The sequence below is a fragment of the Mycobacterium sp. 2YAF39 genome, from assembly GCF_052114565.1.
In the GTDB taxonomy this organism is placed as follows: domain Bacteria; phylum Actinomycetota; class Actinomycetes; order Mycobacteriales; family Mycobacteriaceae; genus Mycobacterium.
In genome coordinates, this window is the sequence record NZ_JBFREZ010000007.1 from 12,834 (window position 1) to 28,346 (window position 15,513).

Below are 15,513 nucleotides of genomic sequence, written 5' to 3' on the forward strand. Positions count from 1 at the left end.
GTTCAGAGCGACTTGCCGACCAGCGCGACCAGGTCGACGAGGCGGTTGGAGTAGCCCCACTCGTTGTCGTACCAGGACACGGTCTTGGCCTGGTTGTCGATCACCTTGGTGAGGCCGGCGTCGAAGATCGAGCTGTGCGGATCGGTGACGATGTCGCTGGACACGATCGGCGCGTCGTAGTACTTCAGGATGCCTTTGAGCGGACCGTCCGCGGCCGCCTTGAATGCCGCGTTGATCTCGTCGGCGGAAGGCGACTTCTTCAGTTCGGCGGTCAGGTCGGTGCACGAACCGGTAGGGATCGGCACGCGAAGGGCGAAGCCGTCGAGCTTGCCCTTGAGTTCGGGCAGCACAAGGCCGATCGCCTTCGCCGCGCCGGTCGAGGTGGGCACGATGTTGAGCGCGGCGGCGCGGGCGCGACGCAGGTCCTTGTGCGGGCCGTCCTGCAGGTTCTGGTCCTGTGTGTAGGCGTGGATCGTGGTCATCAGGCCCTTGACGATGCCGAACTCGTCGTTGAGCACCTTCGCCAGCGGCCCCAGGCAGTTCGTGGTGCAGGACGCGTTGGAGATGATGTTCTGGCTGCCGTCGTACTTGTCGTCGTTGACGCCGAGCACGATGGTGATGTCCTCGTCGCTGGCGGGCGCGGAGATGATGACCTTCTTGGCGCCGGCATCGAGGTGGCCCTGCGCCTTGGCGCGCGCGGTGAAGATGCCGGTGGATTCGACGACGACGTCGACACCGAGGTCACCCCACGGCAGTGCGGCCGGTCCTTCCTTCACCTCCAGCGCCTTGATCTTGGTGTTGCCGATCACGATGGTGTCGTCGCCCTCGAGGGTGATCTCCTCGGGGTAGCGGCCCAGGATCGAGTCGAACTTCAGCAGGTGCGCCAGGCTGGCGTTGTCGGTGAGGTCGTTCACCGCAATGATCTCGATGTCGGTGCTCTTGCCCTCGGCCTTTTGCGCCGCGAGGGCCCGGTAGAAGTTGCGTCCGATGCGGCCGAAACCGTTAACGCCAACCCGGATGGTCACGTGTGTCTCCCTTTTTTGCCTCGATGCTCGATGACCAGCCTAGTGCTGTGACAGAGGCCACGCTCGCCCTGGTCAGTGCACGGCCAGGCTCTGGTCGGCGTACGGATTGCCCAACCATTTCCCGCGGATCCGCTGCAGTGTGCCGTCATCTTCCAATTCGGCCTGCGCGACGGTGATGCGCCCCAGTAGCGCCTGGTCGTCGAGCGGGACGGCGATCGCGATGTTCTCGACAGAGATGCCACGCTGCACGACCTGGACCGCGGGTACGGCCTTGACGAGCTCGTTCAGCACGGGTGCGAGTTTCATGAACGCATCGCAGGCGCCGGTGGTCAGATCTGTCAGCGCGGTGCGGATGCTGCCGTAGTCGTAGACGCGGACCGCGCGGGCCCTGCCGTCGGACACGAGGCCCTCGGCGATCGGCTGGCTGGTGTTGCCCTGCTGCACGCCGATGGTCAAACCGTCGAGGTCGTCGATGGACCGGACGTTCGGCAGGCGCGTGGTGTCGACGGCCAGCGACTGTCCGGAGATGACATAGGGCGGGACGAACCGGGCCTTGCGTTCGCGTGCAGGTGTGACGGTGGTGCCCGCGACGACGCAGTCGTAGTCCTTGCCAAGGCCGTCGAAGATACCGTTGAAGTCGGCACCCTCGTACCCGATGAATTCCACTGTTGCGCCCAGCTTTCCGGCGATGGCTTCCATCAGGTCGATGTCGAGCCCGGTATCGCCCGGCATCCCGTTGAACGGCGGGTCGGGGAAGGCCGCACCGACTCTCAGCGTCTCCATGTGTTCAATCTCCAATCTCCGGCGAACGTGGGTTACCCGCACGGTTCAGCGTCGAAAAGCGCGCTTAACCCCACATTCGGTGCCGGCCTCACGGCGATCGCTCGAGTTCTGTTCGCGCATCGTCGATCTCCTGGTAGGTGAACGTCGCCATCTCCGACATCGTCATCTCCGCACCCTGCAGAACCAGTGACTCATAGGATTTGTCGCCGACGATGCGTCGAAGCTCGGCGATCACGGCGTGCAGACCGGGAACGGTGCTGACTGTCATCGGGGTGTTCCCGTAGCCCAGGATCGTCGCCGCAGCCGCGTGCCGTCCGAGGCGATGGAGAAGGCAAGTGAGGTTGGCCAAGGGGACACCGATGACGGAGCGGTTGCCGGAGTCGTGGTAGTTGCGAATCGCAAGGCGGGCAGCGTCCAGCCCCGCGGTCGGGTCACCGGTGTCGGCTTCGTACTTGCAGAGGGTCATGGCAAGCAATGACACGTTCGCCCGGATACCGTTGGCTTGGGCAACTTCCAGGCCCCGGCGTGCCGCGTTCAGCGAACGCACCGGGTCCACACCGCTCAACGCGTTGCCGTAAGCGAGCAGCGCGTACGACAGCGCAGCCGGATTGTCGGCAGCCTCCGCGACGTCGATCAGACCGTCTGTCGCCGCGATCGCCTCATCGCGATATCCCATCGCTGTCAGCGCCATCGCCAGCGTCGCCCTGGCGAACCTCCGCGAGTCGGGACTCAGCGTCGCCGCCTCGCGGCAAAGCTCGGCCCATCGCTCAGGTTGCCCGGCAGCCAGGTACACCGAAGCCAGCGGCGCCGAGATGCTGTGCACCACGGAGTCACTACCTTTCGGAATCAATGAGTAGCTCGCCTCCTTGAAACGGACACCGTCATCGAGTCGGCCGGAGAAATGACACATCGTCGCGATCAGATACAGCTCCGCCAATCGGGGGTGACCCGCAATCCGTGCGGCCTCGTGGAGTTCCTCGGCCCAGGCGGCAGGCTCGTAGATCTCCACCCACATGCCAAGGAACGCGGCCAGGATGGCGATGGCAGCCGCGGTGTCCAGGTCATCCTGATCAGTAGCCGTGCGGAAAGCCGCGCGCAGATTGGCGAGCTCGCTGGAGAACCAGGTGTATGTCTCGTTCTGTCGTGCGCCGTCCCACAGCGCGAGCATCTCCGCCTCTCGGTCGGCGAAGTATCGACTGTGCGCGCGGCGCATCTCGTCCGCTGATCCGCTGGCCACCAGTTCGTCCTCGGCGAACTGACGGATGGTCTCCAGCATCGTGAACCGGGTATGCAATGTCGACGACTTGTCGGCGACCAGCAGTGACTTGCGCACCAACGCATCGAGGAGATCCAACGTGGCGAACTCGTCCTCCCCAAGACCACCGACTGCGTGTGCACTGTGCAGGTCGAAGCCTCCTGCGAACACCGAGCACCGGTCGAGCAGCAGTCTTTCCGCCTCGTCCAATAGATCGAACGACCACGCGACCGCGTGGCGCAGCGTCTGGTGACGCTCAAGACCTCGTCGGGCTCCGACGAGCAATCTGAACCGGTGATCGAGGCGGTCGCGAACTTCGCGCACCGACATCGACGACATCCGAGATGCGGCCAACTCGATCGCCAAGGGGATGCCGTCGAGTCGTCGGCAGACGTCCTCGACAGTCGAAGACTCGTCGGGCGAAACGCAATCTGCGCGCTCGCTGAAAAGCGTAACCGCTTCATTCACAGCCAATGACTTGACGCGCCATAGTCGTTCGTCGATCAGGCCCAGCCCTTCACGACTGGTCGCGAGAATATCGACGGTTGCGGACTGCTCGAGAATCGCTTCGACGAGTTCGGCCGCGGCATCCAGGATGTGTTCGCAGTTGTCGAAGATCAGCAGTCGTCGCCTGCCTTCCAAGGTGGCCGCCACCGACTCGCTCACCGTCTGGCCGGGCTGCTGATTGATTCCGAGCACCGCAGCTACCGCCTCGGGCACCGACGCCGGGTCCGTGACCGCCGCCAACTCGAAAAGCCATACACCGTCTGGGTATTCGTTGCGCAAACTCGATCCGACCGCGAGTGCTAGCCGGGTTTTCCCGATTCCACCGACCCCGGTCAAGGTGACCAGACGATGCGTTTGCAAGGCTGAAACAATCTCGGCAAGTTCGCCGGCTCGCCCCACCAGTCTGGTGGTAGGCGCACGCAGGTTTCCCTGTCCGGCCTCCAGCGTTCGCAACGGCGGGAAGTCGGTGGGCAGCCCCGGCGCACACAGCTGGTACAACGCCACCGATTGCGCCACGTCGCGGAGCCGCCGCGGTCCGAGGTGCACCAATTCCACGCCACTGAGCAGAACTGCCGTCGAATCGGCCACGAGCACCTGGCCACCGTGGCCAGCGGCCATCACCCGCGCGGCACGATTGAGCGCCGTGCCGAAGTAGTCGCCGTCGCGGAGCTCGGCCTCACCAGTCACAATCCCCATCCGCACCGGAAGTTGGAGTTCCCGCTGCGCGTCGATTGCCGCGTCGACCGCGGAGCGCGGCGAGTCGAAGGCCGCACAGGCGCCGTCGCCCGTGTGCTTGAACAAAAATCCGCCGTTGTCCTCGATCGCCGACCGCAGCACGTGGTCATGCGCGGCCAGCGCTGAACGCATTTCGTCCGCGTCGGATTCCCACCGACGGGTCGAACCCTCGATATCGGTGAACAGGAACGTCACTACACCCGACGGTGGCTCCCCCGCGGACATCCGCACAGAATCGCACAGTTAGGGGGCAGGGTCAGGCGTCTTCCAGCAAGTCTGGCGTAACCGCCGATTCCGTATCGGGAATGCCGTCTTGTTTGGCCTTACGATCGGCCATCGACAGCAGCCGCCGAATTCGGCCCGCCACAGCGTCTTTCGTCATCGGCGGGTCGGCCAGGCGTCCCAGCTCCTCGAGTGAGGCCTGTCGGTGCTCGACGCGTAGCTTGCCCGCGGCGGCCAGGTGGTCGGGCACGGTGTCGGCGAGAATCTCCAACGCACGCTCCACCCGTGCGGCCGCGGCGACCGCCGCCCGTGCCGAGCGCCGGAGGTTGGCGTCGTCGAAGTTGGCCAGCCGGTTGGCGGTGGCGCGCACCTCGCGGCGCATCCGCCGTTCCTCCCACGTCAGCCGGGTGTCTTGGGCGCCCATGCGCGTCAGCAGTGCGCCGATGGCCTCGCCGTCGCGCACCACCACCCGGTCTGCGCCCCGGACCTCGCGGGCCTTCGCGCTCACACCCAATCGCCGCGCCGCGCCGACGAGCGCCAGCGCGGCCTCCGGCCCTGGGCAACTGACCTCGAGCGCCGAGGACCTGCCGGGTTCTGTCAGCGATCCATGCGCCAAAAACGCACCGCGCCAAGCGGCTTCGGCATCGGCGACGCTGCCGCCGACCACCTGTGCGGGCAGACCGCGTACGGGTCGGCCACGGAGATCGAGCAGACCGGTCTGGCGGGCCAGCGCCTCACCGTCCTTTGCGACCCGCAGCACGTACCTGGTGCTCTTGCGGATCCCGCTCGCCGACAGCACGTGCACCACCGCGTTGTAGCCGTAGAGGTCGTAGATGTCCTTGCGCAGGCGCCGCGCGATGATGCCCAGGTCGACCTCGGCCTCGACGACCACCCGCCCCGACACGATGTGCAGCCCCCCGGCGAACCGCAGCAGCGATGCCACCTCGGCACGGCGAGCGCTCACCGAATTGACCGTCAGGCGGCTGAGCTCGTCTTTGACCTCGGCTGTCATCGCCACGGGTCGTCACCTCTCGGTCCGTTCGCTGTCGGTGCGGGCACAGTCGGCGCTGCGGGCGCCGGCGGCGCCGCTCCGCGCAACCGCACACCTTCCAGTGCCGCGGCCAACCTCGCCGGGTCATGTAAAGGTGTACCAGGTCTGGACACGTCAGCAAACTCAACTTCGGCATCCAAAATTTTGGCGGTGCGGCGCAATTGCTCACGCTCGCGTTCGCTCGGCACCCGGCTGGCGTCGACGATGACCTCGTGCATCGAGAATCCCGGCGCGTGCTGCGACAACACGTGGATGTGCCGTTCGGCCGAGAACTCCGCGGTCTCCCCCGGCTCGGCGACCAGGTTCACCACCAGTGCCCGCCGCGCCGACGTCGCCTGAAGGGCCGCCGCCAGCTGTGGAACCAGCACGTGCGGAATGACGCTGGTGAACCACGACCCGGGTCCCAGCACGACCAGATCGGCAGCCATGATCGCGTCCACTGCCTGACGGGTGGCGGGCGGATCGCCCGGCAGGAGCCGTACACGCCGCACCTTGCCCACGGTGGTCGCGATCGCCACCTGACCCCGGATCACCCGGCTCATCCGCGGATCGGATTCCAGGCCCGCCACGTCGGCCTCGATCTCCAGTCCCACCGGACACATCGGCAGCACGCGCCCGTGGATGCCGAGTACCCGGCCCAGCTCGTCGAGTGCCGCTACCGGGTCGGCAAGAACCTCGTTGAGACCCGCGAGTATGAGATTGCCTATCGGATGACCCGCAAGGGCGCCGTTGCCGCCGAAGCGATGTTGCAGGATCGTGGCCCACAGCCGTCCTTGTGGACTGTCAGATGCCAACGCCGCCAACGCCATTCGCAGGTCGCCGGGTGGCAGCACATCGAGTTCGCCGCGCAGGCGACCCGATGAGCCGCCGTCGTCGGCGACGGTGACGATCGCGGTGACGTGCGGGGTGAGTCTGCGGGCCGCCGACAGCGTGGCATAGAGGCCGTGCCCACCCCCGAGGGCAACGATCCGTGGGCTCATTCGCGCCCCAGATCCCGGTGCAGTACTCGCACTGTCAGGTCGTCACCGCCCTGCAATCGAGCCGCCAGCGCCTCGGCGATCGCGACACTGCGATGCTTGCCTCCGGTACAGCCAATGGCAACAGTCATGTAGCGCTTTCCCTCGCGACGGTATCCGTCGATGACGAAGTCCAGCAGCCGATGGTACGTCTCCAGGAATTCGCCTGCGCCCGGCTGACCGAGGACGTAGTCACGGACCGCCTGGTCCTGGCCCGTGTGTGGCCGCAGCGCATCCACCCAGTGTGGGTTGGGGAGAAAGCGCACATCCATCACCGTATCCGCGTCCATGGGTAGCCCGTACTTGTATCCGAACGACTCGACGGTGACATTCGTGTGAGCGACGGTTTCACCACCGAATGCCCGCTCGATGCTTTCCCGGAGTGCCGGAACGGGCAGTGTCGACGTGTCGATGACCAGATCGGCCCCGGCCCGAATCGGGGCGAGCATCGTGCGCTCGGCCGCAATGCCTTCTGCAAGAGTCTGATTGCCCTGGAGCGGGTGACTGCGACGGTTTTGCTCGTACCGGCGAACCAGGATGTCGTCGGAGGCCTCGAGGAACAGCACGCGCGGAGTGATGTTGCGGGTGGCCAGATCGTTGCGCACCCAGTCCAGGTCTCCGGTGAACCCGCGTGAGCGCACATCCATCACCACGGCGAGCTGAGTGATGCGCGAACCCGCCGCAAGACCCAGCTCGACCATCCGCGCGATCAGCTCGGGCGGCAGGTTGTCGGCGACGTACCAGCCGAGGTCTTCGAGCACCTTGGCCGCGGTGCCCCGGCCTGCACCGGACAGCCCGGTGACCAGTACGACGTCGATGCCGGATTCACCCTCATCCCCGGTTCCGGTGCCATCTTGCAATTCTTCGTGCATACCCTGATCTGTCATCCGGACGCTCTGCTCTGATCATCGCCGATAACCGGTGCGGGCGCTCCGGAATCGGCTGGGACGCCGAGGGCCTCCAGGACTGCCTTGGCGGTCGCGACGCCGATGCCGGGCACGGCGGTGATCTCCTCGACGCTGGCGTCCTTCAAGCGCGCCACCGATCCGAAATGCGTGACCAGCGCTTTGCGGCGATGCTCGCCCAATCCGCGGATCGAGTCGAGCGCCGATGCCGTCATGCGCTTGGACCGCTTGCTGCGGTGGTAGGTGATCGCGAATCGGTGCGCCTCGTCACGCACGCGCTGCAGCAGATACAGACCCTCGCTGTTGCGCGGCATGATCAAAGGGTCGGGCTCGGACGGCACCCACACCTCTTCCAGCCGCTTCGCCAGCCCGATCACCGCGACATCGCCGATACCCAGCTCGTCGAGCACCGCCTGCGCGGCATTGACCTGTGGCGCGCCGCCATCGACGACGTACAGGTTGGGCGGATAAGCGAACTTGCGCGATTTGCCTTCCGGCGCAAGCTCTGTCGGATGTTCCAGGTCGTGCAGATGCCGGTAGAATCGTCGCCGGGTGACCTCGGCGATCGACGCTACGTCGTCGGAGCGGCCCTCCCCCGCGGCGGCCCTGATCGCATAGTGGCGATAGTCCGACTTGCGCGGCAGCCCGTCTTCGAACACCACCAGCGAGGCCACCACATCGGTGCCCTGCACGTGGCTGATGTCGACACACTCGATGCGAAGTGGTGCGTCGGCGAGGCCCAGCGACTCCTGAATATTCTGCAGTGCAGCACTTCTCGCCGTGAAGTCGCCCGCGCGCTTCAGTTTGTGCTGCGCGAGGGCATCTTGCGCATTGCGTCGCACCGTCTCGGCGAGTGCGCGCTTGTCGCCGCGCTGCGGAACCCGCACCGCCACCCGTGAACCGCGCAGTTGCGACAGCCAGGTCTCGATCTCTTCGGAGTTGCCGGGCAGACACGGAACCAGCACCTGCCGGGGCACCGGCGTCAACGACATGTCGGCCGAACCGTCGAGTTCTGCCTGGTCGCCATAGAACTGGGTGAGGAACTGCTCGACCAGGCGTTCCTGACCGGATTCGCCCGGTTCACCGGATTTTTCGACGATCCATCCGCGCTGGCCCCGCACCCTGCCGCCGCGCACGTGGAACACCTGCACGGCCGCTTCCAGATCGTCGTCGGCGAACGCGACCACATCGGCGTCGGTGCCGTCACCGAACACCACGGCCTGCTTCTCCATGGCCCGCTTCATCGCAGAGATGTTGTCCCGCAATCGGGCTGCCCGCTCGAAGTCCAGCAGTTCGGCGGCCTGGTTCATCTGGGTTTCCATGTCACGGACCAGCCGGTCGGTCTTGCCGGCCAGGAAGTCGCAGAAATCGTTCACGATCTGCCGGTGTTCGTCGGCGGTCACCCGCCCGACGCAGGGGGCCGAACACTTGTCGATGTATCCGAGAAGGCAGGGCCGGTCGATCTGCCTGTGCCGCTTGAAGACTCCCGCCGAGCAGGTGCGTGCCGGAAACACGCGGGTCAGCAGATCGAGCGTCTCCCGGATCGCCCACGCGTGCGAGTACGGCCCGAAGTAGCGGACCCCTTTGCGGCGGGCCCCCCGGTAGACCATCAGGCGTGGGTACTCCTCGTTCAGCGTCACCGCGAGTACCGGGTAGGACTTGTCGTCGCGGTATCGCACATTGAACCGCGGGTCGAATTCCTTGATCCAGTTGTACTCGAGCTGCAGCGCCTCGACTTCGGTGTTGACCACCGTCCACTCGACGCCGGCGGCCGTCTTGACCATCTGGCGGGTGCGCGGTGCCAGACCGGAGAGGTCGGCGAAATAGGAGTTCAGCCGGCTACGCAGGCTCTTGGCCTTGCCGACGTAGATCACCCGGCCGTGCGGATCCCGGAACCGGTAGACGCCCGGCTGGACGGGTATCGACCCGGGCGCGGGTCGGTACGTCGCTGGATCGGGCACGGATCCCAGGTTACTGCCGACCTCGGACGGGTCCGATGAACTACCGTCGGGTGATGCGGATCTCGTCACTGATCAAGGTGGCGGCCCCGCTCACCGGGGTTGTCGTCATTCTCGCCGGATGCGGGGCCGAGCAGAGCACCGAGCCCAGCGCCGCCGGACCGTGCGCAGTCGTGGCCAACGGGACGCCTACGCCCAAAACCTCCGCGGCTCCTTCCGGCGGGGCGGCGACCACCTCCCGAAACATCTCCACCAATCCGGAGATGGCGACCGGTTACCGCACGGACATGACCGCCGTACACACCGGCCGCTACTCGGTGGTGACCGCCAACCCGCTGGCCACCAAGGCGGCATGTGAGGTGCTGCGCGACGGCGGGACCGCCGCGGACGCTCTGGTCACCGCGCAGGCGGTGCTCGGCCTGGTCGAGCCGCAGTCCTCTGGCGTCGGTGGCGGCGGGTTCCTGCTCTATTACGACGCGGCGGCGGACTCGGTCCAGGCCTACGACGGCCGCGAGGTGGCGCCCGCGGCAGCGACGGAGAACTATCTGCGCTGGATCTCCGACGCAGACCGGACCGAGCCCAAACCCGACGCCCGGGCATCCGGCCGCTCCATCGGCGTGCCCGGCATTGTTCGCCTGATGCAGGAGGTCCACGCCGAGCACGGCAAGACCGGCTGGCGCGAGCTGTTCGACCCCGCCGTCGCGCTCGCCGACGACGGGTTCGACATCAGCCCACGGTTGGCGTCCGCCATCGCCGACGCCGCACCTCAGCTCAAGGTGGATCCTGCAGCCGCCGAATACCTGCTGAACCCCGACGGCACCCCGAAGGCCGACGGCACGCGCCTGACCAACCCGGCCTACGCAAAGACGTTGGGCGTCATCGCATCTGATCCGCAGGCGTTCTACACCGGCGCGATCGCCGACGATATCGTCGCTGCGGCAGCCGACGCGTCCGGCGGCCGGACCCCGAGTCAGATGACGAAAGAAGACCTGGCCGGCTACACCGTCAAGAAGCGTGAAGCGCTGTGCGCTCCGTACCGCGGCAAGGAAATCTGCGGTATGCCACCGCCGTCGTCGGGCGGCATCGCGGTCGCCGCGACGCTGGGCATCCTCGAGCAGTTCGCGATGGCCGACCACAAGCCGACCGACATCGACCTCAACGGCGGCAGGCCCGCCGTAATGGGCGTCCACCTGATCTCCGAGGCCGAGCGGCTGGCCTACGCCGACCGCGACAAGTACGTCGCCGACACCGATTTCGTCCCGCTGCCCGGCGGCTCCCCCAATACCTTGATCAACAGCGATTACCTGGCAAGCCGCGCGGCGCTCATCTCCCAGCAACGTTCGATGGGGACGGCGAAACCGGGCGAATTCGGTCCGCCGACCAGTCCGGCGCCGCCGACGCCCGAGCACGGTACGAGTCAGGTCAGCATCATCGACGCTCAGGGCAACGCGGCGTCGCTGACCACGACGGTCGAGTCGTCGTTCGGTTCGTTCCACATGGTCGACGGGTTCGTCCTCAACAACCAGCTCACGGACTTCTCGGCCGAGCCCGCAGGACCTGACGGCGCTCCGGTCGCCAATCGCGTGCAGCCCGGTAAGCGCCCACGCAGCTCGATGGCACCCACGTTGGTCTTCGACGGCCCCGCCGCGGGACAGCCGGCCGCCCGAGGTCCGCTCTACGCGGTGCTCGGTTCCCCGGGTGGTTCGGTCATCATCCAGTTCGTCGTGAAAACCGTTGTGGGCATGCTGGATTGGGGACTCGATCCGCAGCAGGCGGTGTCGATGGTCGACTTCGGCGCGGCGAACTCTCCGAAAACCAACGTCGGCGGCGAACATCCCGTCATCGACACCTCCGATAACGGCGACCACGACCCGCTCGTCGTGGGGCTGCGAAAGCTCGGGCATCAGGTCGACCTGGCGGACCAGACAAGCGGACTGTCGGCCATCGTCCGCGACGGATCGGGGCTGATCGGTGGCGCAGATCCTCGCCGCGAGGGGCTGGTGATGGGAGACACCAGGTGACCGCAAGAGTCACCCGCCTCAAAGAGTCCGACTGGAGGGCCTTCGCCGTAATCCGGTTGCGGGCCTTGACCGACGCGCTCGGAGAGAACGATCCGCAGTATCAGAAAGAGGTCGGGTTCACCGCCGCGCAGTGGCGGCGACGATTACGCGATCACGCGCAGTTCGCGACGCTGGTCGGCGATCGCGCTGTCGGACTGATCGCCGCGCAACAGGAGAACCCCGACTCGGTATACCTCTATTCGCTGTGGCTGGATCCCGCCGCCCGGGGCCGGGGCCTGGCCCGTCCGCTGGTCGCCGCCGCGGTGGACTGGGCCCGCGACCAACGGGTGCGCACAGTCACTCTGCGGGTGGCATCGGACAACACCGCGGCCCGCGGCGTATACGAAAGCCTGGGATTCGCGGCACATTCGCCGGACAGCCCCGGACCGGGAGACGAAGTCGCGATGACGCTCAGCGTGGGTTGATGGCCTTGTAGCGCTCGAGAAGCGTGCGAACGGTGTCCATCGCGGCGACCGCACGGTCCTTGTCGACCGCCTGTATCGCCAGTACCGGGACGTACTCATCGTCGGGCAGATCGACGCGCGCCCAGCGAGCGCCGCGGGGGAAGGACACGTCGACCACGTCGGACCAGGGAATCAGCCGGTAGGTCAAGAGGTTCCGCACCGCGAGCCCCTGCGCGCCGACGCGCAGCCGCGGGCGGGCGAACAACAGCACGACGGCGGCGATGACGGCACCGAGCAGGGCCATCGCCACCTGGTCGGCGGTCTGGAAGATGACACCGGTCGACGCGATCTTCAGCAGCACACCGACGGTGATGTGCGCGGCCAGGATGAGCGCCGCCGCGCCGTATGCGAAATACGGTGTGAGATGGGGCCGTATCTCCACGTCCCAGTCGCTCATGACGGCGTGCGCAGGTCTCGCAGCGTCAGCGCGGTGGAGATCGCCGCCGCGGCCGCCTGCGCGCCCTTGTCCTCGGCCGAATGCGGCAGTCCGGCGCGATCAAGCGCCTGCTGCTCGGTGTTCGTGGTGAGCACGCCGTTGGCGACCGGGGTCGAGGTGTCCAGTGACACCCGGGTCAGTCCCTGGGTGACCGCGTCACAGACATAGTCGAAGTGTGGCGTTTCCCCGCGGATCACCACGCCCAGCGCCACCACCGCGTCATGTTTGGCCGCCAATGCCTGTGCGATGACTGGGATTTCGATGGCACCCAGAACGCGCACGACGGTGGGTCTCGCGATGCCCGCATCGGCGGCGATCTTGCGCGCGCCCTCGAGGAGCGCATCGCAGATGGTCGAGTGCCACGTGCTGGCGACGATTCCCAGCGTCACTCCCGCGGCGTCGAGCTGAGGCAGATCGGGAATGCCTGCGGCTGGACTCAATTCAGGACCCCGCCCGTTCGGGTGGAGTGCGATCACCCAGCAGGTACACGCCCTCGTCGTACGAGTCCATGGTGACGGCTTCGTGGTATTCGTCGAGGCCGGTGAGGTCGTGACCCATCCGGTCGCGCTTGGTCATCAGGTACCGGATGTTCTCTGCATTGGCGCGAACCGGCAGCGGAACACGTTCGATGATGTGCAGCCCGTACCCGTCGAGACCGACGCGTTTGGCCGGGTTGTTGGTGAGCAGCCGCATCGACCGCACACCGAGGTCGACGAGAATCTGTGCGCCGATGCCGTAGTCACGGGCATCGGCGGGCAGGCCGAGCTTCAGGTTGGCGTCGACCGTGTCCTCGCCCGCGTCCTGCAACTGGTAGGCCTGCAGCTTGTGCATCAGCCCGATGCCACGGCCTTCGTGCCCGCGCATGTACAACACAATTCCGCGACCCTCGCGGGCCACCATCGCCAACGCGGCGTCCAGCTGGGGACCGCAGTCGCAGCGCCGGGAACCGAAGACATCGCCGGTGAGGCATTCCGAGTGCACGCGAACTAGGACGTCGTGCCCGTCGCCCTGCGGTCCCGCGATGTCGCCGCGGACCAGCGCCACGTGCTCGACGTCTTCATAGATGCTGCTGTAGCCGACCGCGCGGAACTCACCGTGCCGGGTCGGGATGCGGGCCTCGGCGATGCGCTCGATGTGCTTCTCGTGCTTGCGCCGCCATTCGATGAGGTCGGCGATCGAGATGAGGGCCAGGCCGTGCTCGTCGGCGAAGACCCGCAGCTCATCGGTCTGCGCCATAGCGCCTTCGTCCTTCTGGCTGACGATCTCGCAGATCGCGCCGGCGGGCTTCAGGCCGGCCAGCCGGGCCAGGTCGACGGCGGCCTCGGTATGGCCGGGACGGCGCAGCACCCCACCGTCCTTGGCGCGCAGCGGGACGACATGGCCGGGCCGAGTGAAGTCGTCGGCGACGGCGGTCGGGTCGGCGAGCACGCGCATCGTGGTCGCGCGGTCGGAGGCTGAAATACCGGTTCCGACATCCTTTTTCGCGTCGACGGTGACGGTGTACGCAGTGCCATGCTTGTCCTGGTTCACCGCGTACATGGGCAGCAGGCCCAGTTTGTCGCAGATCGCACCGTCGAGGGGTACGCACAGATAGCCGGACGTGTACCGCACCATGAACGCCACGAGTTCGGGAGTCGCCTTCTCGGCCGCGAAGATCAGATCGCCTTCGTTCTCGCGATCCTCGTCGTCGATGACCACCACGGCCTTACCCGCGGCGATGTCAGCAACTGCCCGCTCCACGGAGTCCAGCCTCGTCACCACATCAGTATGAACCACCCAGGCCCAACACTTATTGCCGCCTTCCTGACCTGGTGCATTTAGCGCACGTCCGTGGCAAATATTGACGCCTGTCCTTGCACAGGAAACTGTGCCGCCCGAGTTCGTGCAGGTTCTGGGTGCAGACCCCACCGACCGGATTCACCGGTCGTCATCTGTCATGACCCCGGCTGCCCCGATAACCGGGGTTCGATCAGTCTCCCGAGGAATCTATAGAGCCGTCTCGCGCGTCCAGCAGCCGCTCAACGTATTTCGCAATGATGTCGACCTCGAGGTTGACCTGCGTACCCACCTCGGCCCGCCCGAGCGTCGTCAGTTCGAGCGTCGTCGGAATCAGCGAGATCTCGAACCAGTCGTGACCGACCGCGGAGACCGTCAACGACACTCCGTCCACGGTGATCGAGCCCTTCTCGACGACATACCGCGTCAAGGCCATCGGCAGCGCGATCCGCACCACCTCCCAATGCTGCGCCGGGGTGCGCGCGATGACATGGCCGGTTCCGTCGACGTGACCCTGCACGATGTGACCGCCGAGGCGGCTGTTCAGCGCGGCGGCACGCTCCAGGTTGACCCGACTGCCCACGCCGACGGCGCGCAGGCTCGACCTGTTCAACGTCTCGCCCATGACGTCGGCGGTGAACGCACCGTCGGAACGCACCTCGACAACGGTCAGACACACACCATTCACCGCAATCGAATCACCGTGTCCGGCGTCGGAGGTGACGACGGGACCTCGGATGGCGAACCGTGCGGCGTCGCCGAGATCTTCCTTGCCGACGACTTCGCCCATTTCTTCGACGATTCCGGTGAACACGCCGCCAGACTAATCCTCTGACAGTCGCTTCTCACCGAAGAAGGTCGCCACCGGATTGCCGTTGAAGTTCGGAATCTCCCGGTAACCCTCGGCGAGGTACATGCCCCGGGCGTGCGGTTGTCGCGGCCCGGTGTCCAGCCGGACGACGTCATAACCGAGTTGGTGCGCCGCGGCCTCGAGTGCGTGCAGCAGCTCCCTGGCGATTCCCTGTCTGCGGGCCGCCGGAACGACGTACATCCGCTTGATCTCGCACGCACCGTGTCCAAGTTGTTTGATGCCGCCGCCGCAGACGGGTTCGCCGTCGCGGTACCCGACCAGGAACGTCCCACCAGGCGGGCTGAGGTCAGCCGGCCCAGCCGCGGGCATATCCGGCGAATTGATGTCGAGTCCGTCCCCCACGTCCCAGTACAGCTCGCGCATCTCATCGGTCATCGCCGCCAGTAGTGCGGCGCCGTCGACCCCTTCCGCGGAGACATGGCGAAAGTCCAGTTCAGCGGCCACATTTC

Annotated in this window: 14 protein-coding genes; 2 read left to right on the forward strand and 12 right to left on the reverse strand. The window is 66.4% G+C overall.

Annotation, left to right across the window (positions count from 1 at the left end; all coding sequences use genetic code 11):
• Positions 1 to 2 precede the first annotated feature (2 nt).
• From gap to uvrC, 7 genes are all read right to left on the reverse strand, one after another.
• Positions 3 to 1,025, reverse strand: a complete 1,023-nt coding sequence (gene gap / locus AB4Z42_RS19830; protein WP_442010927.1) for a type I glyceraldehyde-3-phosphate dehydrogenase — start codon at positions 1,023 to 1,025, stop codon at positions 3 to 5.
• Between the two features lie 72 nt (positions 1,026 to 1,097).
• Positions 1,098 to 1,808, reverse strand: a complete 711-nt coding sequence (locus AB4Z42_RS19835) for an ABC transporter substrate-binding protein (protein ID WP_442010928.1) — start codon at positions 1,806 to 1,808, stop codon at positions 1,098 to 1,100.
• A gap of 88 nt (positions 1,809 to 1,896) precedes the next feature.
• A complete protein-coding gene (locus AB4Z42_RS19840; protein ID WP_442010929.1) occupies positions 1,897 to 4,530 on the reverse strand; it encodes an ATP-binding protein in 2,634 nt (877 codons plus the stop codon).
• A gap of 31 nt (positions 4,531 to 4,561) precedes the next feature.
• Positions 4,562 to 5,539: a DNA-binding protein WhiA gene (gene whiA / locus AB4Z42_RS19845; RefSeq protein ID WP_442011246.1), complete on the reverse strand. Its 978-nt coding sequence runs from the start codon at positions 5,537 to 5,539 to the stop codon at positions 4,562 to 4,564.
• Positions 5,536 to 6,558 carry a uridine diphosphate-N-acetylglucosamine-binding protein YvcK gene (yvcK, locus tag AB4Z42_RS19850; RefSeq protein WP_442010930.1) on the reverse strand — a complete coding sequence of 341 codons (1,023 nt, stop codon included), beginning with the start codon at positions 6,556 to 6,558 and terminating at the stop codon, positions 5,536 to 5,538. The genes whiA and yvcK overlap by 4 nt, the downstream gene beginning before the upstream one ends.
• Positions 6,555 to 7,466, reverse strand: coding sequence for an RNase adapter RapZ (gene rapZ / locus AB4Z42_RS19855; RefSeq protein WP_442011247.1), 912 nt, complete (start codon positions 7,464 to 7,466; stop codon positions 6,555 to 6,557). The genes yvcK and rapZ overlap by 4 nt, the downstream gene beginning before the upstream one ends.
• Before the next feature lie 11 nt (positions 7,467 to 7,477).
• Positions 7,478 to 9,460 carry an excinuclease ABC subunit UvrC gene (gene uvrC / locus AB4Z42_RS19860; protein ID WP_442010931.1) on the reverse strand — a complete coding sequence of 661 codons (1,983 nt, stop codon included), beginning with the start codon at positions 9,458 to 9,460 and terminating at the stop codon, positions 7,478 to 7,480.
• Positions 9,461 to 9,513: 53 nt separating this feature from the next.
• Here uvrC and AB4Z42_RS19865 point away from each other — a divergent pair, with 53 nt between their 5' ends.
• Both AB4Z42_RS19865 and AB4Z42_RS19870 read left to right on the forward strand, forming a co-directional pair.
• On the forward strand, positions 9,514 to 11,478 hold the full coding sequence (locus AB4Z42_RS19865; RefSeq protein WP_442010932.1) for a gamma-glutamyltransferase family protein: 1,965 nt from the start codon (positions 9,514 to 9,516) through the stop codon (positions 11,476 to 11,478).
• Positions 11,475 to 11,942 (forward strand): GNAT family N-acetyltransferase, encoded by a 468-nt coding sequence (locus AB4Z42_RS19870; protein ID WP_442010933.1) that lies wholly within the window; start codon positions 11,475 to 11,477, stop codon positions 11,940 to 11,942. Before AB4Z42_RS19865 ends, AB4Z42_RS19870 begins: the two co-directional genes overlap by 4 nt.
• Here AB4Z42_RS19870 and AB4Z42_RS19875 read toward each other — a convergent pair.
• The 5 genes from AB4Z42_RS19875 to AB4Z42_RS19895 form a co-directional block, all read right to left on the reverse strand.
• Positions 11,929 to 12,378, reverse strand: coding sequence for a PH domain-containing protein (locus AB4Z42_RS19875; protein ID WP_442010934.1), 450 nt, complete (start codon positions 12,376 to 12,378; stop codon positions 11,929 to 11,931). The genes AB4Z42_RS19870 and AB4Z42_RS19875 overlap by 14 nt on opposite strands.
• Positions 12,375 to 12,857 (reverse strand): 6,7-dimethyl-8-ribityllumazine synthase, encoded by a 483-nt coding sequence (gene ribH, locus AB4Z42_RS19880; RefSeq protein ID WP_442010935.1) that lies wholly within the window; start codon positions 12,855 to 12,857, stop codon positions 12,375 to 12,377. The genes AB4Z42_RS19875 and ribH overlap by 4 nt, the downstream gene beginning before the upstream one ends.
• A gap of 1 nt (position 12,858) precedes the next feature.
• Positions 12,859 to 14,175 (reverse strand): bifunctional 3,4-dihydroxy-2-butanone-4-phosphate synthase/GTP cyclohydrolase II, encoded by a 1,317-nt coding sequence (locus tag AB4Z42_RS19885; protein ID WP_442010936.1) that lies wholly within the window; start codon positions 14,173 to 14,175, stop codon positions 12,859 to 12,861.
• A gap of 211 nt (positions 14,176 to 14,386) precedes the next feature.
• Positions 14,387 to 15,007 (reverse strand): riboflavin synthase, encoded by a 621-nt coding sequence (locus AB4Z42_RS19890; protein ID WP_442010937.1) that lies wholly within the window; start codon positions 15,005 to 15,007, stop codon positions 14,387 to 14,389.
• A gap of 9 nt (positions 15,008 to 15,016) precedes the next feature.
• A complete protein-coding gene (locus AB4Z42_RS19895; RefSeq protein WP_442010938.1) occupies positions 15,017 to 15,508 on the reverse strand; it encodes a GNAT family N-acetyltransferase in 492 nt (163 codons plus the stop codon).
• Positions 15,509 to 15,513: the final 5 nt, after the last annotated feature.